Annotated in this window: 28 protein-coding genes; 18 read left to right on the forward strand and 10 right to left on the reverse strand. The window is 63.2% G+C overall.

Annotated features, from left to right (window positions below):
* Positions 1-53: 53 nt before the first annotated feature.
* Complete coding sequence (locus A9D13_RS13030; protein WP_066774415.1) at positions 54-1,298, reverse strand: polyhydroxyalkanoate depolymerase; 1,245 nt, start codon at positions 1,296-1,298, stop codon at positions 54-56.
* Positions 1,299-1,722: 424 nt separating this feature from the next.
* Here A9D13_RS13030 and A9D13_RS13035 point away from each other — a divergent pair, with 424 nt between their 5' ends.
* From A9D13_RS13035 to ribA, 9 genes are all read left to right on the forward strand, one after another.
* On the forward strand, positions 1,723-3,426 hold the full coding sequence (locus A9D13_RS13035; protein ID WP_066774692.1) for an ABC transporter transmembrane domain-containing protein: 1,704 nt from the start codon (positions 1,723-1,725) through the stop codon (positions 3,424-3,426).
* Between the two features lie 138 nt (positions 3,427-3,564).
* Complete coding sequence (locus A9D13_RS13040; RefSeq protein ID WP_066774417.1) at positions 3,565-4,380, forward strand: undecaprenyl-diphosphate phosphatase; 816 nt, start codon at positions 3,565-3,567, stop codon at positions 4,378-4,380.
* A 194-nt stretch (positions 4,381-4,574) separates the two neighbouring features.
* On the forward strand, positions 4,575-4,832 hold the full coding sequence (locus A9D13_RS13045; protein WP_066774419.1) for a GlsB/YeaQ/YmgE family stress response membrane protein: 258 nt from the start codon (positions 4,575-4,577) through the stop codon (positions 4,830-4,832).
* Between the two features lie 73 nt (positions 4,833-4,905).
* On the forward strand, positions 4,906-5,151 hold the full coding sequence (locus A9D13_RS13050) for a hypothetical protein (RefSeq protein WP_066774694.1): 246 nt from the start codon (positions 4,906-4,908) through the stop codon (positions 5,149-5,151).
* Positions 5,152-5,344: 193 nt separating this feature from the next.
* A complete protein-coding gene (locus tag A9D13_RS13055; RefSeq protein WP_066774421.1) occupies positions 5,345-5,659 on the forward strand; it encodes a hypothetical protein in 315 nt (104 codons plus the stop codon).
* A 195-nt stretch (positions 5,660-5,854) separates the two neighbouring features.
* A complete protein-coding gene (rpmG, locus tag A9D13_RS13060) occupies positions 5,855-6,022 on the forward strand; it encodes a 50S ribosomal protein L33 (protein ID WP_066774423.1) in 168 nt (55 codons plus the stop codon).
* 138 nt (positions 6,023-6,160) lie between these two features.
* Positions 6,161-6,823, forward strand: a complete 663-nt coding sequence (locus A9D13_RS13065) for a LolA family protein (protein ID WP_066774696.1) — start codon at positions 6,161-6,163, stop codon at positions 6,821-6,823.
* A 311-nt stretch (positions 6,824-7,134) separates the two neighbouring features.
* The gene (xth, locus tag A9D13_RS13070; protein ID WP_066774425.1) at positions 7,135-7,929 is read left to right on the forward strand and encodes an exodeoxyribonuclease III; all 795 of its coding nucleotides are present in this window, start codon (positions 7,135-7,137) and stop codon (positions 7,927-7,929) included.
* Positions 7,930-7,933: 4 nt separating this feature from the next.
* The gene (gene ribA, locus A9D13_RS13075) at positions 7,934-9,007 is read left to right on the forward strand and encodes a GTP cyclohydrolase II (RefSeq protein WP_066774427.1); all 1,074 of its coding nucleotides are present in this window, start codon (positions 7,934-7,936) and stop codon (positions 9,005-9,007) included.
* Between the two features lie 279 nt (positions 9,008-9,286).
* Here ribA and A9D13_RS20555 read toward each other — a convergent pair whose 3' ends face one another.
* The 7 genes from A9D13_RS20555 to A9D13_RS13105 all read right to left on the reverse strand — a co-directional run bounded on the left by A9D13_RS20555 (position 9,287) and on the right by A9D13_RS13105 (position 18,567).
* Positions 9,287-9,895, reverse strand: a complete 609-nt coding sequence (locus A9D13_RS20555; protein ID WP_156522057.1) for a hypothetical protein — start codon at positions 9,893-9,895, stop codon at positions 9,287-9,289.
* Positions 9,896-10,124: 229 nt separating this feature from the next.
* Positions 10,125-11,009: an SPFH domain-containing protein gene (locus A9D13_RS13080; protein WP_066774429.1), complete on the reverse strand. Its 885-nt coding sequence runs from the start codon at positions 11,007-11,009 to the stop codon at positions 10,125-10,127.
* 48 nt (positions 11,010-11,057) lie between these two features.
* Positions 11,058-12,863 (reverse strand): DNA helicase RecQ, encoded by a 1,806-nt coding sequence (gene recQ / locus A9D13_RS13085; protein WP_373288757.1) that lies wholly within the window; start codon positions 12,861-12,863, stop codon positions 11,058-11,060.
* Between the two features lie 25 nt (positions 12,864-12,888).
* Entirely contained in the window at positions 12,889-15,522 is a 2,634-nt protein-coding gene (gene metH, locus A9D13_RS13090) for a methionine synthase (protein ID WP_066774431.1), read from the reverse strand.
* Positions 15,523-15,542: 20 nt separating this feature from the next.
* Positions 15,543-16,604: a homocysteine S-methyltransferase family protein gene (locus tag A9D13_RS13095; RefSeq protein WP_066774433.1), complete on the reverse strand. Its 1,062-nt coding sequence runs from the start codon at positions 16,602-16,604 to the stop codon at positions 15,543-15,545.
* Entirely contained in the window at positions 16,601-17,521 is a 921-nt protein-coding gene (gene metF / locus A9D13_RS13100) for a methylenetetrahydrofolate reductase (RefSeq protein WP_066774435.1), read from the reverse strand. Before metF ends, A9D13_RS13095 begins: the two co-directional genes overlap by 4 nt.
* Complete coding sequence (locus A9D13_RS13105) at positions 17,518-18,567, reverse strand: ArsR/SmtB family transcription factor (RefSeq protein WP_066774437.1); 1,050 nt, start codon at positions 18,565-18,567, stop codon at positions 17,518-17,520. The genes metF and A9D13_RS13105 overlap by 4 nt, the downstream gene beginning before the upstream one ends.
* Positions 18,568-18,709: 142 nt before the next feature.
* On the opposite strand from A9D13_RS13105, the gene A9D13_RS13110 reads away from it, so the two are divergent.
* The 3 genes from A9D13_RS13110 to A9D13_RS13120 are packed head-to-tail and all read left to right on the forward strand — an operon-like array spanning position 18,710 to position 19,489.
* Positions 18,710-19,003 carry a hypothetical protein gene (locus A9D13_RS13110; protein WP_066774440.1) on the forward strand — a complete coding sequence of 98 codons (294 nt, stop codon included), beginning with the start codon at positions 18,710-18,712 and terminating at the stop codon, positions 19,001-19,003.
* A gap of 2 nt (positions 19,004-19,005) precedes the next feature.
* On the forward strand, positions 19,006-19,209 hold the full coding sequence (locus tag A9D13_RS13115; RefSeq protein ID WP_066774442.1) for a hypothetical protein: 204 nt from the start codon (positions 19,006-19,008) through the stop codon (positions 19,207-19,209).
* A 25-nt stretch (positions 19,210-19,234) separates the two neighbouring features.
* A complete protein-coding gene (locus A9D13_RS13120; RefSeq protein ID WP_066774443.1) occupies positions 19,235-19,489 on the forward strand; it encodes a hypothetical protein in 255 nt (84 codons plus the stop codon).
* A 3-nt stretch (positions 19,490-19,492) separates the two neighbouring features.
* Here A9D13_RS13120 and A9D13_RS13125 read toward each other — a convergent pair whose 3' ends face one another.
* Entirely contained in the window at positions 19,493-19,741 is a 249-nt protein-coding gene (locus tag A9D13_RS13125; RefSeq protein WP_066774445.1) for a ribbon-helix-helix domain-containing protein, read from the reverse strand.
* A gap of 71 nt (positions 19,742-19,812) precedes the next feature.
* Between A9D13_RS13125 and trmB the strand changes: the two genes are divergently transcribed.
* The gene (gene trmB, locus A9D13_RS13130) at positions 19,813-20,511 is read left to right on the forward strand and encodes a tRNA (guanine(46)-N(7))-methyltransferase TrmB (RefSeq protein ID WP_066774449.1); all 699 of its coding nucleotides are present in this window, start codon (positions 19,813-19,815) and stop codon (positions 20,509-20,511) included.
* Positions 20,512-20,551: 40 nt separating this feature from the next.
* Here trmB and A9D13_RS13135 read toward each other — a convergent pair whose 3' ends face one another.
* Positions 20,552-20,746, reverse strand: coding sequence for a YdcH family protein (locus A9D13_RS13135; protein ID WP_066774700.1), 195 nt, complete (start codon positions 20,744-20,746; stop codon positions 20,552-20,554).
* Positions 20,747-21,008: 262 nt separating this feature from the next.
* Between A9D13_RS13135 and A9D13_RS20140 the strand changes: the two genes are divergently transcribed.
* From A9D13_RS20140 to tilS, 5 genes are all read left to right on the forward strand, one after another.
* A complete protein-coding gene (locus A9D13_RS20140) occupies positions 21,009-21,164 on the forward strand; it encodes a YdcH family protein (protein WP_082922389.1) in 156 nt (51 codons plus the stop codon).
* Between the two features lie 146 nt (positions 21,165-21,310).
* Positions 21,311-23,584, forward strand: a complete 2,274-nt coding sequence (ptsP, locus tag A9D13_RS13140; RefSeq protein ID WP_066774451.1) for a phosphoenolpyruvate--protein phosphotransferase — start codon at positions 21,311-21,313, stop codon at positions 23,582-23,584.
* Positions 23,585-23,808: 224 nt separating this feature from the next.
* On the forward strand, positions 23,809-24,654 hold the full coding sequence (locus A9D13_RS13145) for a helix-turn-helix domain-containing protein (RefSeq protein WP_082922390.1): 846 nt from the start codon (positions 23,809-23,811) through the stop codon (positions 24,652-24,654).
* Between the two features lie 74 nt (positions 24,655-24,728).
* Positions 24,729-25,682, forward strand: a complete 954-nt coding sequence (locus A9D13_RS13150; protein WP_082922391.1) for a tetratricopeptide repeat protein — start codon at positions 24,729-24,731, stop codon at positions 25,680-25,682.
* Positions 25,618-26,661, forward strand: coding sequence for a tRNA lysidine(34) synthetase TilS (tilS, locus tag A9D13_RS13155; protein WP_082922392.1), 1,044 nt, complete (start codon positions 25,618-25,620; stop codon positions 26,659-26,661). Before A9D13_RS13150 ends, tilS begins: the two co-directional genes overlap by 65 nt.
* Positions 26,662-26,715: the final 54 nt, after the last annotated feature.

Consider the following 26,715-nt stretch of genomic DNA (forward strand, 5'->3'; position numbering starts at 1 on the left):
ATGAAAAAGGGGCGGGAAATCCCGCCCCTTCAGAACCTTGGATCAGGGTCGCGTCAGGCAACCGCCTTCAGACGACCCCTTGCATGATCGGCCATCCATTGTTCGACCACCGGCGCAATCTGCCCCCGCCATTTTGATCCGTTGAAGATGCCGTAATGCCCGACACCCGGGTGCAGGTGATATTTCTTCTTAGAATCCGGCAGGCCGGGCGTCAGCTCGATCGCGGCCTTGGTCTGGCCAACGCCGGAGATATCGTCCCTCTCGCCTTCGACGCACAGGATGGCGGTGTCGTGAATCTTGCCGAGGTCGACCTTCTTGCCGCGATGGGTGAGGAGGCCGCGCGGCAGGAGATATTCCTTGAACACGGCATTCACGGTCTGAAGGTAGAATTCCGCCGTCATGTCGCAGACCGAGAGATATTCATCGTAAAAGGTCTTGGTCGCGTCGGCGCTTTCGCCATCGCCCGCCACCAGATGTTTGAACAGCGCATACTGGCTCATGATATGGTTACCGAGATTCATCGACATGAAGCCCGAAAGCTGCAGGAAACCCGGATAGACCCGGCGGCCCGCGCCCGCATAGGGCATGGGGACGGTCTGGATCAGATATTGCTTGAACCAGTGCATCGGACGGCTGACCGCCATCTCGTTCACCTCGGTCGGACCTTCGCGCGTGTCGATCGGGCCGCCCATCATGGTGAGCGTGGCCGGACGGCAGGGATTGTCTTCCTCTGCCATCACCGCGGTTGCGGCGAACGCGGGCACGGACGGCTGGCAAACCGCGACCATATGCGTGCCGGGGCCGATATGCTCCAGGAACTCGATCACATAGTCGATATAGTCGTCGAGATCGAACTTGCCGTCCTTCAAGGGAACCAGCTTCGCATCGGCCCAGTCGGTGATGTAGGTCTCGGCCCCGTGAAGCATACGCTCGACCGTGCCGCGCAGCAGCGTGGCATAATGCCCGCTCATCGGCGCGACGATCAGCAGCTTGGGCGCATCCTTGGGGAGACCGTCATGGGTGAAACGCTTGAGGGTGCCGAAAGGCTTGTGCAGCACATCCGCCTCGGTGACAGTATGCGTCTTGCCGTCGACTTCGACCGTTTCGATGCCGAATGCGGGCTTGCCGCGCGGCTCGGCGGCATGGGCGAACACTTCCAGGGCCGAAGAGACCGTCGGGCCAAAGCCCGTATAACCCATCGGGTTGCTCGGATTGCCAAGCCATTCGGCAGTGACGGACGCGACCGCAGTCGCATTGGCGCGCCATGCGCGCTGGATTTCGTAGAGCTGGTACAGCACTTACTCGTAAACTCCTTGCCAACGGGGGAGGCGTGCCGCCAGAAGCCAGCGCGCCCTTATGCCGGGCACATTTGCCGGCCATGCACCGCGGCGCCCTCTGCGGGGCATCTCACGGCGTTCCATTGCCTCCTAGATAGATCGCGTTGCCCCCCGCTGCAACGCAGCAATAAGGACAGGTTCCGCGCAAAACCCGCGTATGGGGGCGTGTTTCGCCGTGGATCAGCCGTTTAAGCGACTTCAAAGCAGCATCTGTTTGTTCTAGTGCGCCGGCATGACAGAGCATGCGAGAGCCGACAACGAAGGTTCCGGAGCCGATCCCGGAGATCTCGAGCGCGTCAGCGACTCGGAGACCGAAACGGGTCGCAAGGATGCGGGCAAGGAAGAAGCATCGGGCTCAAAGACCCGCTCCATCGGCCCGCTCTTCATGCTGCTGGGCGCGGCCCGCAAATATCCCGGCCGACTTGTGGGCGCTGGCTGCGCGCTGGTGACGACCGCGGCCGCGACATTGGCGATTCCCAATTTCTTCAAGCTGGTTATCGATCGCGGGTTCGATGGGGGCGACATCAATCGCTGGTTCGAGTACCTGCTGCTGCTGGTCGTGGTGCTGGCGATCGGCACCGCCTTCCGCTTCTATCTCGTTTCATGGCTGGCAGAGCGCGTGGTCGCCGACCTTCGGGTAAAGGTCTATGACAATCTCGTCACCCTGCCGCCCAGCTTCTTTGAGGAAAACAACCCGCGCGAGATCTCTTCGCGCATGACCGCCGATACCGCGATTATCGAGCAGGTCGTCGGGTCCACCATATCTGTGGCCCTGCGCAATCTGCTGACGGTCATCGGCGGGACGATCTATCTCTTCATCCTTGCGCCGATGCTGACGGTCTGGCTGCTGGTCGCGATCCCGATCGTGATCATTCCCATCGTGCTGATGGGGCGGCGCGTGCGCAATCTTTCCCGCTCCAGCCAGGACCGGATTGCCGATATCGGCGCGATGGTCAGCGAAGTGCTGGGCGGCATCCGCATCGTGCAGGTGTTCAACCAGCAGGGCCGCGAGGCAGGGCGCTTTGGCGAAGCGGTCGAAAGGTCTTTCGCCACGGCGAAGAGCCGGATCTGGTTCCGCGCGATCCTGACCGCGCTCGCCATGGCGCTGGTGCTGGGCGCATTGGTCGGATTGATGTGGCGCGGCGCGCTGGATGTGGAGGCCGGACACATTACCGGCGGCACCATTGCGGCCTTCGTCATCACCGCTGGGCTTGTCGGCGGGGCATTCGGCGCGCTGGCCGAAGTTTACGGCAATCTGCTGCGCGCATCGGGCGCAGCGCAGCGCCTTGGCGAACTGCTGGCCACCACGCCCGCCATCGCCGCGCCTGCCCGTCCGCAAGAGCTGCCCACCCCGGCGCGCGGCTCGATCGCGTTCCAGAATGTCACCTTCCGCTATCCGACCCGGCCCGAGGACAAGGCGCTCAACGATTTCTCATTGGTGATCGAGCCGGGTGAGACGGTTGCCATTGTCGGTCCATCGGGCGCGGGCAAGTCGACATTGTTCCAGCTGATCGCCCGCTTCTACGACCCGCAGGTCGGCAGCGTTCGCGTCGACGGGATCGACCTGACCCGCGCCGACCCCATCGCCGTGCGCGACCGGCTGGCGCTGGTGCCGCAGGAAAGCACGCTGTTCAATGCCAGCGCGCGCGACAACCTGCGCTATGGGGCATGGGAAGCGGACGATGACGCCATCTGGAAAGCGGCCCGCGCCGCCAATGCCGAGCAGTTCCTGAAGGCTCTGCCCAACGGTCTCGACACCGTGATCGGCGATGCCGGGGCGCGCCTTTCGGGCGGCCAGCGCCAGCGCGTCGCCATTGCCCGCGCCCTGCTGCGCGACGCGCCGATCCTGTTGCTGGATGAGGCCACAAGCGCATTGGACGCGCAAAGCGAGCAGCTGGTGCAATCGGCGCTGGAAACGCTGATGAAAGGGCGTACCACCATCGTCATCGCCCACCGCCTTGCCACCGTGCGCGCGGCGGATCGCATCGTGGTGATGGAGGATGGCCGGATCGTCGAACAGGGCACCCATGCCGAATTGAGCGCCAACAGCGGGCTTTATGCCAGCCTAGCCGCGCTGCAATTCGAATAGGCCAGTTCGAATAGCGCCGCTAACCCCATTTGACCTGACGCTGCCCATAAGGCGGAGACCCATGCCGCAGCGCACCATGCAGGGTTGACTTGGACACCCGATCCTTCATCACCCGAACTCCCCCGCAAAGAGAGCCTAATGGAAAACCTGACACTTACTGCAATTCTGCTTGGCATCGTCGAAGGGCTGACGGAGTTCGTGCCAGTATCCTCGACGGGTCACCTGATCCTCGCTTCGGCCATGTTCGGCTATGACGCGGAGGAGTGGAAAGTCTTCAACGTCGTCATTCAGCTGGGCGCGATCCTGGCCGTGGTGGTGAATTATTGGCGCACTTTCTGGGCCGCGGGCATCGGCATTTTCCATCGCCAGCCCGAATCGATCCGCTTCGTCATCAATCTCGTCGTCGCCTTCATGCCCGCGGCCGTGATCGGGCTGATCATGAAGGACTATATCGACATCCTCCTCGCCAGCCCGATGGTGGTGCCATGGGCGCTGGTGATCGGCGGCATCGCCATCATCGTGATCGAGAAATACGCGAAGGAAGGCCCGCCCAGCGGCATTGGCCAGCTTCCGGTCAAGCAGGCGCTTGGCGTAGGCTGCCTGCAATGCCTCGCCATGGTGCCGGGCGTGTCGCGTTCGGGCGCGACGATCATGGGCGCGCTGGCCATGGGCATCGAACGGCGCACCGCCGCCGAATTCAGCTTCTTCCTCGCCATCCCGACCATGCTGGGGGCCAGCACGCTGGAAGTCCTGCAGTATCGCGATGAAATCGCGTCCGGGAACATGACAGTGGGCTGGGACGAGATCGCCATCGGCTTCGTCGTCTCCTTCATCGTCGCGCTGATCGTGATCCGCGCTTTTGTCGCCTATGTCAGCAAGGCGGGTTTCACGCCCTTTGCATGGTATCGCATCATCTTCGGCACCTTCGCGGGTCTGTGGCTCTACTTCATGTAAGGGCCCTGAATGTAAGAACCCGGTCCGGCGAATCGGCAAAGATCTGCGATTTCCGGTCCAAGACGAGCACCCGATAAAGACCCGGAATATTGGGCGGATAGCAAATATCCGTCCATAATGGCGCTTGGCTCGTGGAACCAATTGACTGGCCTTCGTGTTTCCTCATCAAACACAGACATACAAGGAAACACACGATGGGTATCATTATCATGATCATCGTCGGTGGCATCATCGGCTGGCTTGCCAGCATCGTCATGCGCACTGACGCTCAGCAGGGTATCCTGCTCAACGTCGTCGTCGGCATCGTCGGCGCCCTGATCGCCGGTCTGGTCGTCGGCGGTAACCAGATCGCGAGCGGCGCGTTCAATCTTTCGTCGCTTCTGTTCTCGTTCCTGGGTGCGGTCGTCCTTCTTGCGATCGTTAATCTCTTCCGTCGCGGAACCGTTCGGTAATCCGCCGCGTTAACCGCAAATCGGGATGGTGGCAGTGTCTGCCATCCCGCTTTACTGCAAAGGGGAAAATCACATGAAGAAGCTTATTGCCACTGCCAGCGCCGTTGCTCTTGGCCTCGGTCTCGCCGCTTGCGACAGCCCGGCCGAAAACGCCATGGAAGACCAGGCTGAAGCCGTCGAAGACCAGGGCGAAATGCAGGAAGACATGCTGGAAGACGCCGGCATGGAAGAGCAGGCCGACATGGTCGAAGAGCAGGCCGAAGAAACGGCTGACGCCATGGAAGAACAGGCTGACGACATGGACGCCACGCCCGAATAAGCGACTCTTCACCAGAGTTTCGAACGGCGCCGGTTTTCCGGCGCCGTTTTCGTATGCGCGCTGCCTTCGCCTGCGCGGGCTGAAGACATAACTCGACACGGAACCTTCTTGCGTCTCGCCGCTTGGTATCACAACAGCTTTTCTGCCCGATGGCAGGCGGGCAAATGCAATCCACCCACCGGGAGAATTCACCATGGTCAGCAACGTAACCGAGATCGCACGCGGCGAACGGGAAATGGAAGAGGTCGTGGCATCACGCTACCGCTCTTTCGATGCCACCAGCCCCGATCGCGCCGCCGACATCGTGCCGACCGATCCGGTGGAAGCCGACCGCTTTGACGCCATGCGCGCCGCCGGGGTGATTCGCGGGGCCGAGGGTGGTTTCTATCTCGACGAGACCGCGCTTGAGCGCGTTCGCCGCCGCCGCAAGGGCTGGCTTTATGGCTCTGCCGGGGCCGTTGCCGCCCTTGGGCTGGCCGCAGGCTGGGTGCTGGGCCGCCGTCGCTGAGCGTGGGCAGCAGGCCCGCTAACACGGGTCTGCTTGACTTTCCCCGCGCCATCGCGCAAAGGCCCCCACGCTTTGGCGAGGGCTGTGTGCAGGTAATGCGCGGGCGCCGCCACGACAGAGATCTCTGATTTTGACCGAACACGGCGCGGCAATGCCATGTGGCAGTGCCCGCCAAGAGGATATTAGGAATACGCCATGGCGAAGCCCGCAACCGTAAAGATCCGGCTGGTCTCGACCGCCGATACCGGTTTCTTCTATGTGACCAAGAAGAACCCGCGCAACTCGACCGAGAAGTTCGTGCAGCGCAAGTACGACCCCGTCGTGCGCAAGCATGTCGACTTCAAGGAAGCCAAGATCAAGTGATCTTGCGCCGGGCGCAGGCCGATTCGGCCGCGCCCCGTTTCGGGCCGCAAACCGCCTTTCGGGGCGGTGCGGCCCGATGAACATTCGGGAACCTGCCGGTTCAGCACGGGTTCAATGCCCGAACGCCAAACAACCGGGATGATTTCCGCAATGCTTCCGAAGAGCTTCAGGCTCCCTCGCATCGCCATGGGCACCGCCGCACTTGCACTGGCTGTGCCTGCGACCTTCGCCCTGCCCGCAGCGCCCGCCGTTGCCGCACAGGGTGATCTCGACCGCGCCGTCGCCGCCCTGCGTGCCATCAGCACGATGAGCGCGAGCTTCGTGCAACTTGATCGCGCCGGCCAGCAGCTGACCGGCAAGATGGTGCTGAAGCGCCCTGGCAAGATCCGGTTCGAATATGGCGACAATGTTCCCGTCCTGATCGTGTCTGACGGTTCGCGACTCACCATGCTCGATTACGAAGTGCGGCAAAAGCAAGTCTGGCCGATCGGCGACAGCCCGCTTGCCGCCCTGCTCGATCCGAAGGCCGACATCGCGAAATATGCGACGTTGATGCCCACCAGCCATCCCGATGTGATCTCGGTCCGGATCAAGGACCCGAAGCATCCCGAATACGGGGTGATGACGCTGATCTTCAATCGCAACGCCAAGGCCCCGGGCGGGATGCAGCTGGAAAGCTGGGTCACTGTCGATGCCCAGAACAAGGTCACCAAGATCTTCCTCGATGACCAGCGTTATGGGATCCCCGTCAGCAACGGCACTTTTACCTTCAAGGACGTCCGCCCGCGGCAAAAACACTGATCAGGCGCACATCTCCGATTGGCTAGTGTCATATTAACGCCAAATTGTGCGGAACTAGCGACGAACAGTGCTTTCCTAACGGGGTTTGTTCATCTATCCGACAGGCGTTCAGGCGTAGAAATTGCCGAACAAGACGCCGGGTCTGGGTTTCCCCCCTGTTGCCCGACCCATCTAGAGCGTCTTGCCGAGCGTGACGAACGCGAATGGCAACCCCCGACCCAATGCCCCCGGGTCGGGGGTTTTGCGTTTCTGGGGTTCACGCAGGTTCGCAGCATTGGACTTTCAGGGCGAAGGCCCTAAGTGCTTCCCCCATGATCAGCATTGCCACCTGGAACATCAATTCCGTCCGCCTTCGCCTCGACCAGGTCGAGCGTTTCCTGAAAGAGCAGCAGCCCGACGTGCTGTGCCTGCAGGAGATCAAGGTGGCCGAACATCTCTTCCCGCATGATGCGTTCGAAAAGATGGGATACACCCACCGCGCGGTGCACGGGCAAAAGGGCTATCACGGCGTTGCCACCATCTCGAAGCTGCCGCTTAAAGAACTGACCCGCCACGACTGGCAGGACAATGGCGAAGCGCGCCATGTCGGCGTCGAAGTCGGCGGCGCGGGCAAGGGCCTGCTCCTCGAAAACGTCTACATCCCCGCCGGCGGCGACGAGCCCGACCGCGAGGTGAACCCGAAATTCGGCCAGAAACTCGACTTCCTCGAACGCATGGCGCACTGGGCCGACACGGTCGACCGCCCCAGCCTCATCGTCGGCGATTTCAACATCGCCCCGTTCGAGCACGATGTCTGGAGCCACAAGGCGCTGCTGAAAGTAGTCAGCCACACGCCTATCGAGATCGAGGCGCTGGACCGCTTCCGCAATGCGCATGGCTGGGTCGACATCGGCCGCGAATATGTGCCGCATGCGGAAAAGAGCTACAGCTGGTGGAGCTATCGCAACAAGGATTGGGCCGCTTCGAACCGCGGGCGCCGTCTCGACCACATGTGGGCCTCCCCCGAACTTGCCCCGCAGGCGACCAGCCACACCGCACATCTCGATTGCCGCAGCTGGGAACGCCCTTCCGACCATATCCCGCTGGTCACGAGCTTCGACCTCTGACGCCATGACCGGGGCTGCCTCATCCCGCCGGGCTGCACAGGCCGTGGACGCATTGCGCCACGGCTGGCCGCTGCGCGTGTACGGAGCCGATGGCGAAATGCTGCTGCTTGCGGCGGAGACCGGCTTTGACGCGGGCGGCACGCAGGCTTCGCGGCTGCTGATCTCGGCCGCGCGGGCGGCGACGCTGAAACTGATCAACCAGAAGGACGCCGCGGTCCCCGACGCACCCGCATTGATCCGTGCGGCGGAGCCGTTCTCGCTGGCGGCAGCCCGCGAGCTGGCCGATCCTTCGCGCGATCTTGCCAATCCGCTGTCCGGTCCTTTCCGCGCCGAGCCGCTGGACATGCCCGAAACCGCCCGCGCAGCCATGACGCTGGCGCGCATCGCGGGGATCCTGCCCGCCTTTCTGGTCGCCCCCGACCCGATCGGCGAAGCGGTCACCGTCAGCGCCGACGATGTCGCAGCCTTCGAAGACCCGGCGCGCCTCACCATTCAGGCCCGTGCGCATCTGCCTACTCACGCCGCCGAACAGGCCGAGATCATCGCCTTTCGCGCGCCCGACGATCTGCGCGAACATGTCGCGCTGGTCATCGGCAAGCAGAATGCCGACCGCGTGCCTTTGGTGCGCCTGCATAGCGAATGCCTGACGGGTGATGTTCTCGGCAGCCTCAAATGCGATTGCGGGCCGCAGCTGGATGCCGCGCTGGCCGCCATGGCCGAAGAGGCTGCGAATGGCGGCTGGGGCGTACTTCTTTATCTGCGGCAGGAGGGGCGCGGGATCGGCCTCATCAACAAGCTGCGCGCCTATCGCCTGCAGGATCAGGGGTTCGACACGGTCGATGCCAATAACCGGCTGGGCCTGCCCACCGACGCGCGCGACTTTCCGGTGGCGGCGCGGATGCTGCAGCTTTTGGGCGTGCGCGAAATCCGCCTGCTCACCAATAATCCGATGAAGGTGGAGGCGCTGTCCGCCATCGGCATCGCGGTGGCAGAGCGCGTGCCCCACGCCCTCCCCGCCAATCCGCATAATGCGCGCTATCTGGACACCAAGCGGGACCGGACCGGGCATCTGCTCTAGCCCATCGCCGGGTCAGGGTGACACAAGTGACATGTCCTACAGGCGGCGTCACCCGGCGCAATCCCGCAGAAACCTTAGGGATACGCGCCCCAAGGTGACACATTGCCGCAATAGGGAAAAACTTTACGGATGAAAAAGAGCCGTGCGCAGGGGCGCGCGGTCTGCGTCATGGCTCGGCGGCTCGGCGTAGGACAATTAATTGTGAGGGTGCGGCGGGTTACGGGAAAAGCGCACGCAGGTCGGCGTGACTGGAATGGGGTGGGAAGCGGACTTCAAGATTTATTCGATTTGGTATCCGCCGAGCCCTTCGAGGGGCGGTAAGCTTTTTAGGATCGCGTTCAGATCGTCTCTTACGACTTTCCCGCTTGAGGTCGTACATTCACGTGGGAACACGAAAGCACCATGGGCTTCTCGAAACCTCGTTCCGAATGTGACACTCGCCTGCGACACCGAATGAAGGGGAACCGAACAGCCTTTGGGAGTCAACACCATATCCTTGTTAGAGTGAGCGGAAGGTAGATAATGTGAAAGTCTCTGTCGGATTGCCTTATAGTTCTCCTCTGAAATTTTCTTACGATCTACCGTACTAATCTCCATTTCAGGGATGACATCTTCAGTCCAAAACAAGATGTATCTCTTGGAGTAAACTACGTGATCTGCGCCAATCTCGACGAAGACATTCGTTGCCACGAGATCGCTACCAATATCACCTCTTTCAAATTCGTCGCCACGCACCGCGATAAAAAAGCTTTCGCTTTCGCCGATTGACCTTGGATGGCCCTCATTGCCATCTCCTAAGTGGCTGCGGACATCCGGTTGCGACGAACATCCACCCAATGAAAGTGCGAAAGGAGCAAAGAAAAGACAGTAGGTGTGGAATGTCGGCATCTTCTAAAATTACTAAATGCCTCAAACGCCCGCAATCGGTCGTTTGCAGACAGTCCGCTTTTGGCGCAAAACCCGAAAAACCTGCGCCAGCCACGGCAAAGCCGCGGCTGTCACGTCGAACGGCTCGCGGCGGGCCATGGCCCCGCGCAGCCGTCGGCCGGGGTTACCGGCTCTCGCTTCCAAGGCGCGATTGCTGCGCAATTCGCTCCTTGGGCGCGGGCCGTCACCCTCACCCTTTCCCCGTATTCACCACCGGCTGGGCATCGCGGTCGCCGCAAAGCACCACCATCAAATTCGCTACCATATCGGCGCGCTGGTCGGGGGTGAGGTCGACGATCTCGTCCGATTTCAGCTTGTCCAGCGCCATCTCCACCATCGAGACTGCGCCCATCACCAGCTTGGCGCGGGCGGCGATGACGGCTTCGGCCTGCTGGCGGCGCAGCATGGCGCCTGCGATCTCGCTCGCATAGGCGAGATGGGTGAGGCCCGCTTCGTCAACCACGATGCCGGCGACCTTCAGCCGTTCGTTCAATTCGGCCTGCAGTTCGGCGTTGATGACATCGGCGCTGCCGCGCAATGTCGTCTCGTCCTCTTCACCCATGTCGTCATAGGGATGGCGCGCGCCCACGGTGCGCAGCCCCGCCTCGATCTGGATGTTCACGAATTCCTTGTAGTCGTCGACGTCGAACACGGCCTGCGCCGTATCCTCCACGCGCCAGACGACATTGCAGGCGATGTCGATGGGATTGCCGCGCAGATCGTTGATCTTGACCTTTTCGGAATGGATATTGTGCGCACGCACCGACACCTTGTGGCGCGCCATCCACGGCCACACCCAGCGCAGACCATTGGTCCGGTCGGTTCCGCGATAGCTGCCGAACAGGGTAATGACCGCTGCATTATTGGGTTGCAGCATATAGAACCCCGCCGTCATGAAGACGAGGCCGACGACCGACAGGATCAGCGTGAAGACCCCGAACGCCCCCGCCCGATCAAGCTGAGGGACCGAGAACAGGCCCATCAGAATATCGCCCAGCAGCAGCACCAGTATCGGATAGCCGCTGAATGTGTTCGCCCCGGTCTCCCGCGACGTCTTCATCGATTTGAGTTCCATCGGAATGCCCCTTTCCCGTCTGGGGCAACGCTATAGCACAATAGAATATCAGGAATACTGCTCGATCACGCCCAGGAAATCCTCGCCATAGGCATCGAGCTTTTTCGCGCCAATGCCGGGGAGTTCGCCCAGCTGCCACAGGCTGCCGGGTTTCTTTTCGGCCATGTCGCGCAAGGTGCTGTCGTGGAAGATGACATAGGGCGGCACGCCCGCGTCCTTGGCCAGATCGCGGCGCAGCGTGCGCAAAGCCTCGAACAAGGGATCGCCTACGGGGTTGGGTGTGGCATCGCCGCCCACGCCCCGTTTCCGGCTGCGAGCGGTCCGCGGCGGCATCACGAGGTCAAGCGGCACCTCGCCCTTCAAATAGGCTTTCGCCTCCGGCCCCAGCATCAAACCGCCATGTTCGGTGGGAAGCAATGCGCCCCGCACCTGCAGCGCGCGTGACACGGGCTTGAGCAGTGCCGCCTCCTCGCCATCGACGATCCCAAAGACCGAGAGGCTGTCATGCCCGTTCTGGCGGCTGCGGTCGGTGGACTGGCCGGTCAGGATGCTCTCGACATAGCCCGCGCCATACATCTGCCGCGTGCGGGCGACGGCAGACAGGTATTTCTGCGCGGTGACGGTGGCGTCGACCGCCTTGGGCGGGTTGAGGCAATTGTCGCAATTGCCGCAGGTTTCGGGCGGGGTTTCGCCGAAATGCCGCAGCAGGATCGCGCGGCGGCATCCGGCGGTTTCGACCAACGCGCCCAATGCGCCCAGCCGCGCGCGTTCGCCGGTGCTGCGGTCCTGCCCCACTTCGGCCACGCGCATGCGGGCGCGGGCGAAATCATCGCCGCCCCAGAAGAGATGCGCGACCGAAGGATCGCCATCGCGGCCAGCGCGGCCGGTTTCCTGGTAATAGGCCTCGATCGACTTCGGCAGCCCTGCGTGGATGACGAAGCGCACGTCGGGCTTGTCAATGCCCATGCCGAAAGCGACCGTGGCGACGATCACCATGTCCTCGCTCGCCACGAAATCGTGCTGGTTCTTCGCGCGCACTTCGGGCGGGAGACCAGCGTGATAGCAGCGCGTCTCGCGGCCCGACTTGCCCAGGGTTTCGGCAAGGCGCTCGGTCGCGGCGCGGGTGGGTGCATAGACGATGCCGGGGCCGGGCTCCGCATCGATGATCTGCTGGATCTGCCGCGTCAGGCTGTCGCGCGGGCGGATGTGATAGCGGATATTGGGGCGGTCGAACCCGGCGACGATCAGCCCCTCGCCGGGAATGCCGAGCTGGGTGAGGATGTCGGCGCGCGTATGTTCATCCGCCGTCGCTGTCAGCGCAAGGCGGGGAACGTCCGGAAACGCCTCCATCATCGGCGCGAGCAGGCGATAATCAGGGCGGAAATCGTGGCCCCATTCGGAAACGCAATGCGCCTCGTCGATGGCAAACAGCGCGATGCGGCATTGCTGCAGCAAATCGCGGAAGTGCGGCTGGCTGGCGCGTTCGGGCGCAACGTATAGCAGGTCGAGATCGCCCGCGAGCAGGCGCTGGATCGTCTCGGCCCGGTTTTCATCGACGCTGGTAAGGGTCGCGGCGCTTATGCCGTTCGCCTCGGCACTGCGCAGCTGGTCATGCATCAGCGCGATCAGCGGGCTGACGACGATGCAGGTGCCCTCCAGCATCAGCGAGGGGAGCTGGTAGCAAAGCGACTTGCCCGCGCCGGTGGGCATCACGCCCAGCGTGGACTGTCCGGCCAGCACGCGCTCCACCACATCGGCCTGCACCCCGCGAAAGGCGGAAAAGCCGAAGGTGCGCTTAAGGATGTCGAGGGCGGCCTGCATGCTGAAAGGCCATGGCAGATCGCGCGCCCGCATGGAACGGGCGCGCCTGTCTTAATCCTCAGTCGAGATTGGGCCTAAGCCAGCGTTCCGCCGTGGCAAGGTCAATGCCGCGCCTCTGCGCGTAATCCTCCAGCTGGTCGCGCCCGATGCGGGCGACGCCGAAATACTGGCTTTCGGGATGGCCGAAATAGAAACCCGAAACCGCGCTGGTCGGCCACATCGCATTGCTCTCGGTCAGGGTGATGCCCGCTTTTTTCTCGACGTCCATCAGCTCCCACAGCATGGGTTTCAGCGAATGGTCGGGACAGGCCGGATAGCCGGGAGCCGGCCGGATGCCGCGATACTGCTCCTTGATCAACGCCTCGTTCGTCAGCTGCTCGCCCGGGGCATAGCCCCATAGTTCGGTGCGGACATGCTGGTGGAGACGCTCGGCGAATGCCTCGGCAAAGCGGTCGGCCAGAGCCTTCAGCATGATGTCGGAGTAATCGTCATGCGCGGCGCGGAAGCTTTCCGAATGGCTGTCGATGCCGTGGATGCCGACGGCAAAGCCGCCGATCCAGTCGCCATCGGGATCGACGAAATCGGCAAGGCAGAAATTGGCACGGTCCCGCGATTTCTTCACCTGCTGGCGCAGGAAGGGGATGCGGGTCCCATCGGTCAGCAGGACATCGTCGCCATCGCGCTTCGCTTCCCAAAAGCCGCAGACGCCGCGTGCGGTAAACCACTGGCCTTCAATGATCTGTTGCAGCATTTTCTGTGCATCGGCAAAGAGGTTGCGCGCGCTTTCGCCCACCACCTCGTCATCGAGGATAGCGGGATAGGTGCCTGCCAATTCCCATGCGCGGAAGAAAGGCGTCCAGTCGAAACATTGCGCCAGATCGGCAAGGTCCCACGCCTCGAACACATGCACGCCGGGCTGCGCCGGGGCGGCCGGCTTTTCCGCCATGTCGGCGGCGAAGCCGTTTGCCCGCGCCTCTTCCAGCGAGAGCAGAGCACTCTGCCCCTTGCCAGCCCGCTTTTCGCGCACGCTCTCGTAATCCGCCGCCACGCTTTCAACGTAAGGATCGCGCTGCGTATCGGACAAAAGCTGCGAGGCCACGCCCACCGCACGGCTGGCATCCAGCACGTGGATCACCGGGCCGTCATAGGCCGGGTCGATCTTCAGAGCGGTGTGCACCTTGCTCGTCGTCGCGCCGCCGATCAGCAGCGGAATGTCGAATCCGGCGCGCTGCATTTCCTCCGCCACGGTCACCATCTCGTCCAGCGAGGGGGTGATCAGGCCCGACAGGCCGATGATGTCGGCGTCATTGTCCTTCGCGGCCTTCAGGATGTCGGGCCAGGGCACCATGACGCCAAGGTCGATCACTTCGTACCCGTTACACTGCAGCACGACGCCGACGATATTCTTGCCGATATCGTGAACGTCGCCCTTCACCGTCGCCATGATGATACGGCCCTTGGCCTTGGCGCCCGCTTCCTTTTCCGCCTCGATGAAGGGGATCAGGTGCGCAACCGCCTTCTTCATGACGCGCGCGGATTTCACCACCTGCGGCAGGAACATCTTGCCGCTGCCGAACAGGTCGCCCACGACATTCATGCCGTCCATCAGCGGGCCTTCGATCACCTCGATCGGGCGGGCGCCATTGGCGGCGAGTTCGCTGCGCATCTCTTCGGTATCGTCGACGATATGCGCGTCGATACCCTTGACCAGCGCATGCTCCAGCCGCTTCGCCACCGGATAGCTGCGCCATTCGGCGGCCTGCTTCTCGGCCTCAGGGTTCTTGCCCTTGTAGCTTTCGGCGAGCGCAATCAGCCGTTCGGTCGCGGTCTCGAACCCGCTGTCCGCCGGGGGATCGCGCATCAGGATCACATCTTCGCAGGCATCGCGCAGCTTGGCGTCGATCTGGTCGTAAACGTCGAGCTGCCCCGCATTGACGATCGCCATGTCGAGCCCTGCCGGGATCGCGTGATAGAGGAAGACCGAGTGCATCGCGCGGCGCACCGTCTCGTTCCCGCGGAAGCTGAAGGAGAGATTGGAGAGACCGCCTGAGAAATGCACATGCGGGCAGGATTTGCGCAGCACCGCCACCGCCTCGATGAAGTCGAGGGCGTAGCGGTCATGCTCTTCAATACCCGTCGCCACGGCGAAGACATTGGGATCGAAGATGATGTCCTCGGGCGGAAAGCCGATGCCGGTCAGCAGCTTGTAGGCGCGCTCGCAGATCTCGATCTTGCGCTGCTTCGTGTCGGCCTGTCCGGTTTCGTCGAAAGCCATGACCACCACGGCGGCGCCGTAATCCATGCATTTGCGCGCAGCATCGAGGAATGGCTCTTCGCCTTCCTTCATGCTGATCGAATTGACGATGGGCTTGCCCGAAACGCATTTCAGGCCCGCTTCGATCACCTCGAACTTCGATGAATCGATCATCACCGGCACCCGCGCGATGTCGGGTTCGGCGGCGATCAGCTTGAGGAAGGTCGTCATCGCCTCGACCGCGTCGAGCAGGCCTTCGTCCATGTTGACGTCGATGACCTGTGCGCCGTTTTCCACCTGCTGGCGTGCGACCTCCACGGCGGCTGGGTAATCGCCCGCCATGACAAGCTTTTTAAAGCGCGCCGAGCCGGTGACATTGGTGCGCTCGCCGATATTGACGAAGCGGCTTGCCGCTGCGGCAAAATCCTGATCAGACATGATAATTCCTATGCGCCCGCTCAAGCGGCCATGATAAAGGGTTCGAGGCCCGCAAGCCGCGTTTTCGTTTCAAGCGTCGGCAGCTGGCGCGGTGCGATGCCCGCCACCGCCTTGGCCATGGCCGCAATATGCTGCGGGCTGGAACCGCAGCATCCGCCCAGCACATTGACCAGTCCGCGCTCCGCCCATTCGCGGACAAAGCCCGCCGTGGTGTCGGGCATCTCGTCGTATTCGCCCAGCTCGTTGGGGAGGCCCGCATTGGGGTAATGCATGGTCAGGCAATCGGCGATCTTCGCCAGATGCGCGACATGGGGTGCAAGCTGCGTCGCGCCGAACGAGCAGTTCAGCCCGACCGTCAGCGGCTTGGCATGGCGCACAGCATACCAGAATGCCTCGACCGTGTGGCCCGACAGATTGCGGCCCGAAAGATCGGTCAGCGTCATCGACAGCATGATCGGTACTTCGCGGCCCAGCTCGCGCTCGACCTGCTTCACCGCCATGATGCCGGCCTTGGCGTTCAAAGTATCGAACACCGTTTCGATCAGGATGAAATCCGCCCCGCCTTCGGCCAGTGCCTTGGCCTGCTCGGCATAGACCTGGGTTAGATAGTCGAAATCAATCTCGCGGTAGCCCGGATCGTTCACGTCGGGCGAGAGCGAAAGCGTCTTGTTGGTCGGCCCGATCGCGCCTGCGACAAAGCGCGGGCGGCCATCCTTGTCTGCGAATTCGTCTGCAACCTTGCGCGCCAGACCTGCGCTTTCGCGGTTGAGTTCGACGACCAGTTCTTCCGCAGCATAATCGGCCTGGCTGATACGATTGGCCGAAAACGTGTTGGTCTCGGCAATATCGGCGCCGGCCTCGAAATAGGCGCGGTGGATCGATTCGGGCACTTCGGGCTTCGTCAGGGCGAGGATATCATTGTTGCCCTTCTGGTCCTTCGTCAGTCCCAGCGTTCCGGCATAATCTTCCTCGACCAGCCCCTTGGTCTGGATCTGGGTACCGAATGCGCCATCGGTGATGAGAATGCGCTTCGCGGCTTCGGTCTCGAAGGCGGCGCGTGCTGCACTGGGTTCAATCGTCATGCTGCGGTCTCCGGTTCGGGCGTCTTCACCTTGGGCCGCAGGCCCAGAAGGTGGCAGATCGCATAGGACAGTTCGGCCCGGTTCAAGGTGTAGAAGTGGAAGTCGCGCACGCCGCCCTGATACAGGCGGCGGCACATTTCGGCTGTGATGGTGGCGGCGACCAGCTTGCGCGCGTCGGGTCGGTCGTCCAGCCCTTCGAACAGATCGTCCATCCATTTCGGAATATGCGCGCCGCATTGCGTGGCGAATTTGCGCGTCTGGGCCACATTCGAAACAGGCAGGATGCCCGGCAGGATCGGCGCGCTGATGCCCTGCGCTGCTGCCGTGTCCTGAAATTTCAGGAAGCTGGCAGGATCAAAGAAAAACTGCGTGATCGCCCGGCTCGCGCCGGCATCGATCTTGCGTTTGAGATTGTCGAGATCGGCCTGCGGCGACAGCGCCTCGGGGTGTGTTTCGGGATAGGCCGCGACCGAGATGTCGAAATCGGCGATCTCCTTCAGCCCCGCGACCAGTTCGGCGGCGCTGGCATAGCCGCCGGGATGCGGTTCGAACTTGCCGCCGGGCGTCGTTGGATCGCCGCGCAGCGCGACGATATGGCGCACGCCCGCTTCCCAATAGCTTTCGGCGATTTCGCGGATCTCATCCTTGGTCGCTTCCACGCAGGTCAGATGCGCGGCGGCGGGGAGATGCGCTTCCTTGATGATGCGCTCCACCGTACCATGGGTGCGTTCGCGGGTGGTGCCGCCCGCGCCATAGGTAACCGAAACGAACGAAGGATCGAGCGGCGCCAGCTTACGGATCGCATCCCACAGCTGCGCCTCCATCTTCTCCGTCTTGGGCGGGAAGAATTCGAAGGAGACCGCGATATCGCCGGGAAGCCCGGCGAACAACGGCGCTGAAATGCTGGTACTGCTCATGAACTGCTACGCTTTCTGGAACTGGCCCCGGCCTTGCGCAGGGGCGTGATATTCTTGATCGTGTCGGCGCGGGTGGCGACCCAGATTCGCACCGTCAATTCTCCGCCCTCGATGGCGGCATCGGCACTGGCCGTGAATCCGGCATCGCCCAGCAGGGATGCCATCTGCCCGTCGGTAAAGCCAAGGCGGGCATGGGCATCACGCTCACGCAATTCCTCGAACCGATGGGCCGCGAAATCGACGATGACGACGCGCCCGCCGGGGCGGGTGACGCGGGCCGCTTCTGCCAGCGCGAGTTCGGGGAGCTGCGCGTAATGCAGCACCTGGTGAAACAGCACCGTGTCGAAGCTGCCATCGGAAAACGGCAGTTCGGTAAAATCGCCCTGCAGCAGATTGAGCCGCGCAGGCGGCAGATGCTGCAGGCGGGCACGCGCAACACGCAGCATGTCCGCGCTCTTGTCGATGGCGGTGACGTGGCGAGCATGGGCGGCGAACAATTCTGCCATGCGCCCCGTCCCGGTACCGATGTCGAGAAGATCGCCCAGCGCCTCCTCACCCTCGTTCGCGGACAGGCCCAACAGCTCGCCCAGTCGCGCCTCGACCAGCGCGTCATCGCTGTGGAGGCTCCTGAGCCGGTCCCATTCCTCGGCATGGCGGGCGAAGTAATATTCGGCGCTTTCCTCCCGCGCGGCGCGGATCGCGGCAAGGCGGTGCAGATCACCCTGCGCATCGGCGGCGAAGCCTGCGTCCTCTTCCTCTGCCGCCGCCAGCAGGCGGTCGGTCGCGGCCATCATGGCCGAGGGAGAATCGCCGAGCCGTGTCTTCAGAAAGACCCAGCTCCCCTCCTTGCGCTTTTCCACCAGCCCCGCTTCTGTCAGAATGCGGATATGGCGCGAAATGCGCGGCTGGCTCTGCTCCAGCACTTCGGCCAGTTCGCCCACGGCCAGCTCCATGCGCGACAACAGGCGCAACAGCCTGAGGCGCGAGGGATCGTCGATCGCGCGCAGCAGGTCGGAAATGGCCAGGGATGATGGCGTGGCTGTCATGACGGACCGGGATATAAAGAAAGCTTTATATGTTTGCAATGATTGCCTGCATCCCTCTTTCGCGCCTAAAACCCCCCGCATAAATCATCCATCCGCATGGCCGCCGTGGCGATGCGAAATCCCAAAGGGAGCAATACCGCCCATGAAGAAGATCCTCACCCTTGCCGCCGTGGCCGCCCCGGCCCTGCTGCTGGCTGCCTGCGGCTCGACCGAATCCGCCGACGCCCCGGCAGAGGCCGACAATGTCGAAATGCCCGCCGCCGAGGTGATGGCGCAGCCCGGCATGGAAGAAGACTCCGCGGTCGAGCCCGAAGCTGCCGATGCGGCCATGGCAGAGCCTGCCGAACCCGCCCCCGTCACCGACACCACCGCGGAAGAAGCAGCGGACGAGGCTGACGATGCCGCCGCCGATCTTTCGGCAGCGATGGCCGAATAAAGATGCGCATCCGCCTCGCTGCCGCGCCAGTGTGCATGGGCATGTGCCTGTGCGCACTGGCTGCCTGCGGCGAGGCGGTGCCTTCGCCCGCGCCTGCCGACGCGGATGAAGCGAAGATTTTGAGCGAAGCGGCCGAGATGATTCCCGCCAGCCCAGACAAGCCGGATGAAGCAAATCCTGAAACGAACCCCGCTCTCACGCGTTGAAGGGGCAAACACAGGAGAATGATATATGGGTCTTATCAAACTCGCAGCCCTTGGTGCCGTCGGTTACGGCGCCTATCGCTATTACCAGTCCAAGACGACTGACAGCTCGCCCGCCTTTGCCGGCGGCACCCCGGTCGATCACGACTCCACCGACGAGGTGACGCCGATCCGCGATGCCGGCCCCGCCGCCATGCGCGACGAACCGCGCCGCAAGTGGACCGAGGTCGATCAGGCCGCGGACGAAAGCTTTCCGGCAAGCGACGCACCGGCGACCTATTAAAACCTAATCCGGCCCGCCTGTTTCCAAGAGGCGGGCCACCAGCCACAGGCGGATCGCACTGGCGAGCCCCGGCGGGGTTTCGCTGGCGATCCGTTCTGCGTCTATGCGCGCGACGATCGCATTGATCGGCAGCGCCTCTTCCTCGCTGGCGGCGCGCAACATTTCCCAGAACGCGGGTTCCAGACTGATCGAGGTCTTGTGCCCGGCAATCTCGACCGAGCGTTTGACCGGAGGATGGTAGAGCGGCGTCATCGCGCCCTGCCATAACTGCGCATGCGTCCAATGTCTCGACGAAGCCGCATCACTGGGCTAACGGCGCGCGCATGAGTGCACATAAAGAAGGCGATCCCACCACGCTGAGCAGGCTCTATGGCCGCTCGAAAGGCAAGGCCCTGCGCGCAGGCCAGCAAGAGCTGGTCGACACGCTGCTGCCGCAGATCTCGGTCCCCGATGAAGGGCCGGTGGATTCGCGCACCCTGTTCGGTGACGATCGCCCGCTCCATTTCGAAATCGGTTTTGGCGGGGGCGAGCACATGGCTACCCGCGCCGACATGCTGCCCGATCACGGCTTTGTCGGGTGCGAACCGTTCGTCAATGGCGTGGCGCAGGCGCTGGTGCATATTCGTGACGACCGGCTCGCCAATGTGCGCCTCCACATGGGCGATGCGCTTCAGGTCCTGTCGCGCGTTCCCGATCAGGCACTCTCTTTCGCTTATCTCCTCCATCCCGATCCCTGGCCCAAGGCCCGCCATGCGAAACGCCGCATGATGAACGACGGCCCGGTGGAGATGATCGCGTCAAAGCTTAAGCCCGGCGGCGAATTCCGCTTTGGCACCGATCACCCGATCTATCTGCGCCACGCGCTGATGGTGATGCAGCGCCATACCGACAAGTTCGAATGGCTGTGCGATGGGCCAAAGGATTTCCTCACCCGCCCCGGCGGCTGGCCCGAAACCCGGTACGAGGCGAAAGCCCGCAGGCAGGGGCACGAGGTCTGGTATTTCCGCTATCGCCGGAAGTAAGTGGCGCCGGAAGTAGGGGCGCCGGAAGGGCTGACGCGGATCAGGCGATGATGTCGGGGATCAGCGCATCCTCGATCAGCATGATCTGATCCTTCAAAAGCAGTTTGCGCTTTTTCAGACGTGCCACGCGCAACTGGTCGCTCGGATTTTCCTCAAGCGCGCCTATGGCAGCGTCGAGGTCGCGGTGCTCCACCCGCAGAATCTCCAGCCGTTTGCGCATCTCGTCTTCGGTCATGACGCGATCCATGCCCCTTTCATCGCGTGCAGGCAACGTCTCTTGCGACCCGTCGCAATCTTATTGCCATTTCACCGCAAGCCACCGGGTTTACGCTTCGCAAGATGACGGTTTTGTGATTGTCTGCTGCTTGTCGGATGGATGACCGCCATACGAGTCGCCACCGGCCATGGCACAGCCATGAGGGGCAAGCCCGTGCCAGTCCGCCCGGGCCTCGCTGCGCTACCAAAGAGCAACACGCTAACGCAGGAGATGAAACTCTATGGAATCCACGCACATCAGCGCGCTCAATACGAAACATGCCGGTCTTGAACGGCAGATCCACGAGGAAATGATGCGCCCCGCCCCCGATGATGCGAAGATAAAGACGCTGAAGCGACGAAAGCTCAGGATCAAGGAAGAGATCCTCATGAACTGAGGGCAGATCCCCTTCTTACGTTGCGCCCCCGTGCCATTGGCTTCGGGGGCGTTTTCGTATCCGGCGCGCTCGGCGTTGCCCGCTGAAATAACTAAGGGTTCTCTGGCCCTTTGCTCAGCCGCCCGTTTGCTATAATCCGCAGGGCCATGCCATCCGCCATTCTCGCCGCACGCACGATCCTGACCAGCCTTCACGAGGTGATGGCCTCGCGCACCCATGCGCAGGCAAAACTGAACATGGTCGTCGATCTGATCGGTGAAAACCTCGATAGCGAGGTCTGCTCGATCTACCTGCTGCGCGAAGGGATGCTCGAACTCTTCGCGACGCGCGGCCTCAATCAGGACGCGGTGCATGTCACCCGCCTTGCCGTGGGCGAAGGTCTCGTCGGCTCCATCGCCGAACAGGTCGAGGTGCTGAACCTTGCCGAAGCCGCGGCCCATCCCGACTTCTCCTATCGCCCCGAAACGGGGGAGGACAAGTTCCACTCCTTTGCGGGCGTTCCCATCGTCCGGCTAGAGCGCGCCGTGGGCGTGCTGGCCGTGCAGCATGTCGAACCACGCCGCTATGAAGAGGTGGAGATCGAGGCGCTGCAGACCGTGGCCATGGTCTTGTCGGAGCTGATCGCAAATGCCGGGCTGATCGACGATGCCGACACCATAGCCGCCCCGCAGCTGACCGATCCGCGCCAGCTTTCGGGCCTGTCGCTGGTCAAGGGGCTGGCCAAGGGGCACGCGGTGTTCCACCAGCCGCGCATCACCATCGAACATGTCGTCGCCGAAGACACCGAGGCCGAGCGCGCCCGCGTGCTGCAGGCGTTCGACAAGATGCGCGAGCAGATCGAGACGATGGCGAACCAGGCCGAATTCGGCGTGGGCGGCGAACATGACGAGGTGCTCTCCACCTACAAGATGTTCGCCTATGACGAAGGCTGGGCGCGCCGCATCAACGAGGCGATCGACAGCGGCCTCACCGCAGAGGCCGCCATCGAGCGCGTGCAGCAGCGCACCCGCATGCGCATGCGCCAGATCGACGATCCGCTGCTGGCCGACCGGATGCACGATCTGGAGGATCTGGCGAACCGGCTGCTGCGCATCGTGTCGGGGCAGGTCAGCACTGCGGCGCGGCTGGGGCTTCGCGACGATACGATCCTGATCGCGCGCAACCTGGGCCCTGCCGAACTCCTCGAATATGACCGGCGGCGGCTGAAGGGCGTGATCCTCGAGGAAGGCTCGCTCACCAGCCATGTCGTCATCGTCGCGCGCGCCATGGGCGTGCCGGTGCTGGGCCGCATCCGCGGCATGCGCGGGCTGGTGCGTGAAGGCGATCTGGTGCTGCTCGACGGCACGCAGGGCATTGCCAATATCCGCCCCACCCCGCCCGTGGTCGAAGCGTTCGAGGCGCGCAGCGCCCGCAGCAAGGAGCGGCAGGCCCGCTATGCCGCGCTGAAGGATGTCGAGCCCTTCACCAAGGACGGCGAGCGCATCACCTTGATGATCAATGCCGGGCTTCGCGACGATGTGCCGATGCTGAACCTGACCGGCGCCGACGGCATCGGCCTGTTCCGCACCGAATTCCAGTTCCTCGTATCCGCCGCCCTGCCGCAGCGTGATCGCCAGACCCGGCTTTATCGCGACGTGCTGGAAGCTGCCGGCGAAAAGCCGGTCGTGTTTCGCACCGTCGACGTGGGCGGCGACAAATCGCTCCCCTATCTGCGCGGCGATGAAAGCGGCGAAGCGGATGAAAACCCCGCCATGGGCTGGCGCGCCCTGCGCCTCGCGCTGGAACGCGAAGGGCTGATGAAGGCGCAGGCCCGCGCCCTCCTCGAAGCATCGGGCGGCAAGACGCTGAACGTGATGTTCCCGATGGTCTCCGAACCGTGGGAATTCGACGCCGCAAAGGCGGTTTTCGACAACCAGCTCGCCTTCCTGCGCGAGAGGCGCAAGCTGCTGCCCGAGGCGATCCGCTATGGCGTGATGCTGGAAGTGCCAGCCCTTGCCGAAGTGCTTGACGTGCTGGCACCCAAGATCTCTTTCCTGTCGATCGGCACCAATGATCTGACCCAGTTCCTGTTCGCCGCCGATCGGTCGAACCCGAAACTGGCTGAACGATATGACTGGCTGAATCCGTCGATCCTGCGCTTTATCCGGCGGGTAGTGCGCGGACTTGCCGGACAGCAGATCGACATCACCGTATGCGGCGAAATGGGTGGCCGCCAACTGGAGGCGCTGGCCCTGATCGGCATCGGGCTTCGCCGCCTGTCGATTACGCCAGCCTCGATCGGCCCGCACAAGGCGATGTTCCGCAAGATCGACACGCGTGAATTATCGGAGGTCGTCAATCGCTGGATCGACGAACCAGTGTCGGATTTGCGCGGCGCGCTGGCCGAATGGGCCGATGCCCGCGACATCGATGTGGAGTAACCGACGCTGCGAAATGGGCCACAGAGCGTAAAAATCGCTCGATTCGCGGAAATTTCTGCGCAAACCCGCATTTCTGCTGGGAAAGACCGCCCCTCGCGGGGTGCAATCCGGCGTTTGATGCCGTAACGACTGAAACCGTGGCTTTCCGGGGTCGTGATATTCCGGGTCGGGATGGATTCTGACCGACGGCCGCCCCCAAGGCCTGCACGAGAGGTTCCGGACGAGTGGACGATAGCGAACTGGACGAACTGCCCCTCGGCAATGACGCCGAGAGCGAAGCCGAGACCGGGACGGGTTCCGGCACGGTCAGCGACATCCTGCGTTCGGAGCGCGAGAAGCAGGACATCAGCCGCAAGGAGATGTCGAGCCGGACCAAGATTTCCGAACGGCACCTGATCGCCATCGACAATGGCGATTTCTCCGTGATGCCCAGCCGCACCTATATCATCGGCTTCGTGCGCAGCTATGCGCGCGAACTGGGGCTCGATGCGCCAAAGCTGGTCCAGCAGTTGCGCGATGAAATGGGCATGGCCGACCGCCAGAAGGTGGATCGCAGCCTCGAACATCTCGAACCGGGGGATCCGGCGCGCAATCCTTCGTCAAAGCTTGCATGGATCGTGGGCGGCGCGCTGATCGTGCTCGTCGTGCTGGTGCTGATCGGATGGCGCGGATTGTTCATGCCGGCCGCTGACCTTCCCCCGCTGGAGGAAGACGAGATCGTGGCCGATGCGCCCGCGATCGTAGCCCCCGCCGATACCGGTGCCGTGAACCCGGATGTACCCGCGGACGAGGTAACCTTCACCGCCACTGTCGATGGCATCTGGGTCAAGTTCTACGACCGCTATGGCCGCCAGCTTTATCAAAAGCAGATGGCGCTGGGCGAAAGCTTTACCATTCCAGACGACGCCGACGGCCCGCAGCTGTGGACCGGACGCCCCGACGCGCTGACCGTGACCATCGGCGGGCGCGAGGTCGCGCCGCTGGCCGACGGCGAAACCGTGATCCGCGACGTGCCGGTCGATGCCGCCTCGCTGCGCGCGCGACCGGCCGGCCCCGGTACGCCGGGCTGACTCCGTTCAGCGCCGGTTCGACTTCGCCGCGCCAAAACTGAAGTTTCAAGCATTATCTCCAAGAGGTTGCCCGCATGACCGCTCCCGCCATTTTCTCCAACCTGCGCCGAACCGCATTGATGCTGGGCGGCGCGCTGCTGGTCGCCGTTCCGCTGGCGACACCCGCCCACGCGCAGGACGATGCGCAGCGGATCCGCAAGCTGGAGGCCGAAGTGAAGGCGCTGCAGCGCAAGGTGTTCCCCGGCGGCAGCGACAAATATTTCCAGCCCGAAATCGTCGCCCCCGAAACGCAGGCTACGAACCCTGCCTTCAACACATCCGGACCGGTGACCGATCTTCTCGCCCGCATGGATTCGGTGGAATCGGCATTGCAGAGCCTGACCGCGCAGGTCGAGAGCAACACCAATGCGATGCGCCTGATGAATGCGCGGGTCGAACAGCTTGAGGCCGAGGCCGAGCAGTTCCGGGCCATGCAGAATCCGGCTGCTGCCGATGTCGCCGCAGCCGCCGATACCGCGATGGGCAATAATCTGAGCGCCATGAGCGGCACCCCGACCCCCGGCCCCGCTCCGGTTCCGGCTGCCGCCGCGCCCGCACCCACCACGCCTGTCGCCGCGATCGAGAAACCCTCGACCGGCGATGATGCCGACGACACCTATGTCTATGGCTATCGCCTGTGGGACGCGGGCCAGTATGGCCCTGCCCGGACCGAGCTGCAGAAGGTCGTCAATCTCTACCCCGATCACCGCCGCGCCAGCTGGGCGCGCAATCTGATCGGGCGTTCGTGGCTGGATGAAGGCCAGCCGGGCAAGGCGGGCGAAGCGTTTCTCGCCAATTATCTCAACAACCGCAGCGGCGAGCGCGCGCCCGACAGCCTCGTGTATCTCGCCCGCGCCACCCTCGCGCTGGGAAATAAGACAAAGAGCTGCGAGGCATTGTCCGAATTCCGCCGTGTCTATCCGAATGAAGCGGCTGGCCGCCTCTCTTCCATCGCGAACGAGACGGGCCGCGAGGCGGGCTGCAATTGATACGCCCCTTGATCTGAATGAGCTGGCGGCGCGCTTTCGCGATGATTGCGCGCCGCTGATCCTGCCCGGCAGCAGGCTGGGCATCGCGGTATCGGGCGGGCCGGATTCGCTGGCCCTGCTGATCCTCGCCCAATGGGCATTCCCCGGCTCAATCGCTGCGGCGACGGTCGATCACGGGCTGCGCGCCGAAAGCGCGGAAGAAGCCGCCATGGTGGCCGGGGTCTGCGCAAATCGCGGAATCGCGCACCAGACGATTCCCGTGTCCGTTTCGCAGGATGGCAATCTTTCCGCCAATGCCCGGAAGGAACGCTATCGCGCATTGGGCGACTGGGCGCGCCGTGAAGGCATTGCCGCCGTCGCCACTGCCCATCACGCCGACGATCTGGCCGAAACCTTGTTGATGCGGCTGAACCGGGGATCGGGTTTGAAAGGGCTTGCCGCCATGCGCGCATCGCGTCCGATGCCGATGGCTGCCGACATTGGGCTTGTCCGCCCCTTGCTGCAATGGTCGCGCGCCGAACTCGCCGCGATCTGCGATGCTGAGGGATTGACCCCGGTAATCGATCCGTCGAACACCGATCCGCGCTATGACCGCGCCCGAATCCGCGCCGCCATGGCGCAGGCGAACTGGCTCGACCCAATGCGCCTTGCCGGTAGCGCGCGCCATTTGCGCGATGCCTTTGACGCGCTGGAGGCTGTCGTCGATGCCGAGTTTTCGGCGCGCGTCAGCCTGACTGCCGATGGCGAAACCGCAGCCTATAACCCGCAATCGCAAGCAAGGGCCGTGCGCTATCGCGTGCTTGAAAAACTGTTCGCACAGCTGGGCAGCGCGCCGCGCGGTGGGGAAATCGAACGACTTCTTGGCACGCTCGAATCGGGCGGCGTCGCCACGCTGGCAGGCTATCGCTGCGCCGCGCATGGGCCCGCAAATGCCCCCGAATGGCGATTAACCCGCGAGGGTCCGAGAAAATCAGGCTGAATCGTGCCTTTCGCACCCCCGCGTTTGCTTGCCATTCACCATCGCGACCCTAAA

The organism is Croceicoccus mobilis, assembly GCF_001661965.1.
In the GTDB taxonomy this organism is placed as follows: Bacteria; Pseudomonadota; Alphaproteobacteria; order Sphingomonadales; family Sphingomonadaceae; genus Croceicoccus; species Croceicoccus mobilis.

Bases quoted from the DNA above. Each gene is read 5' to 3' on its own strand.
- A9D13_RS13035 (WP_066774692.1), top strand. From the start codon at position 1,723: ATGCTGCTGGGCGCGGCCCGCAAATATCCCGGCCGACTTGTGGGCGCT.
- A9D13_RS13040 (WP_066774417.1), top strand. From the start codon at position 3,565: ATGGAAAACCTGACACTTACTGCAATTCTGCTTGGCATCGTCGAAGGG.
- A9D13_RS13045 (WP_066774419.1), top strand. From the start codon at position 4,575: ATGGGTATCATTATCATGATCATCGTCGGTGGCATCATCGGCTGGCTT.
- A9D13_RS13050 (WP_066774694.1), top strand. From the start codon at position 4,906: ATGAAGAAGCTTATTGCCACTGCCAGCGCCGTTGCTCTTGGCCTCGGT.
- A9D13_RS13055 (WP_066774421.1), top strand. From the start codon at position 5,345: ATGGTCAGCAACGTAACCGAGATCGCACGCGGCGAACGGGAAATGGAA.
- rpmG (WP_066774423.1), top strand. From the start codon at position 5,855: ATGGCGAAGCCCGCAACCGTAAAGATCCGGCTGGTCTCGACCGCCGAT.
- A9D13_RS13065 (WP_066774696.1), top strand. From the start codon at position 6,161: ATGATTTCCGCAATGCTTCCGAAGAGCTTCAGGCTCCCTCGCATCGCC.
- xth (WP_066774425.1), top strand. From the start codon at position 7,135: ATGATCAGCATTGCCACCTGGAACATCAATTCCGTCCGCCTTCGCCTC.
- ribA (WP_066774427.1), top strand. From the start codon at position 7,934: ATGACCGGGGCTGCCTCATCCCGCCGGGCTGCACAGGCCGTGGACGCA.
- A9D13_RS20555 (WP_156522057.1), bottom strand. From the start codon at position 9,895: ATGCCGACATTCCACACCTACTGTCTTTTCTTTGCTCCTTTCGCACTT.
- A9D13_RS13080 (WP_066774429.1), bottom strand. From the start codon at position 11,009: ATGGAACTCAAATCGATGAAGACGTCGCGGGAGACCGGGGCGAACACA.
- recQ (WP_373288757.1), bottom strand. From the start codon at position 12,863: ATGCGGGCGCGCGATCTGCCATGGCCTTTCAGCATGCAGGCCGCCCTC.
- metH (WP_066774431.1), bottom strand. From the start codon at position 15,522: ATGTCTGATCAGGATTTTGCCGCAGCGGCAAGCCGCTTCGTCAATATC.
- A9D13_RS13095 (WP_066774433.1), bottom strand. From the start codon at position 16,604: ATGACGATTGAACCCAGTGCAGCACGCGCCGCCTTCGAGACCGAAGCC.
- metF (WP_066774435.1), bottom strand. From the start codon at position 17,521: ATGAGCAGTACCAGCATTTCAGCGCCGTTGTTCGCCGGGCTTCCCGGC.
- A9D13_RS13105 (WP_066774437.1), bottom strand. From the start codon at position 18,567: ATGACAGCCACGCCATCATCCCTGGCCATTTCCGACCTGCTGCGCGCG.
- A9D13_RS13110 (WP_066774440.1), top strand. From the start codon at position 18,710: ATGAAGAAGATCCTCACCCTTGCCGCCGTGGCCGCCCCGGCCCTGCTG.
- A9D13_RS13115 (WP_066774442.1), top strand. From the start codon at position 19,006: ATGCGCATCCGCCTCGCTGCCGCGCCAGTGTGCATGGGCATGTGCCTG.
- A9D13_RS13120 (WP_066774443.1), top strand. From the start codon at position 19,235: ATGGGTCTTATCAAACTCGCAGCCCTTGGTGCCGTCGGTTACGGCGCC.
- A9D13_RS13125 (WP_066774445.1), bottom strand. From the start codon at position 19,741: ATGACGCCGCTCTACCATCCTCCGGTCAAACGCTCGGTCGAGATTGCC.
- trmB (WP_066774449.1), top strand. From the start codon at position 19,813: ATGAGTGCACATAAAGAAGGCGATCCCACCACGCTGAGCAGGCTCTAT.
- A9D13_RS13135 (WP_066774700.1), bottom strand. From the start codon at position 20,746: ATGACCGAAGACGAGATGCGCAAACGGCTGGAGATTCTGCGGGTGGAG.
- A9D13_RS20140 (WP_082922389.1), top strand. From the start codon at position 21,009: ATGGAATCCACGCACATCAGCGCGCTCAATACGAAACATGCCGGTCTT.
- ptsP (WP_066774451.1), top strand. From the start codon at position 21,311: ATGCCATCCGCCATTCTCGCCGCACGCACGATCCTGACCAGCCTTCAC.
- A9D13_RS13150 (WP_082922391.1), top strand. From the start codon at position 24,729: ATGACCGCTCCCGCCATTTTCTCCAACCTGCGCCGAACCGCATTGATG.
- tilS (WP_082922392.1), top strand. From the start codon at position 25,618: ATGAAGCGGCTGGCCGCCTCTCTTCCATCGCGAACGAGACGGGCCGCG.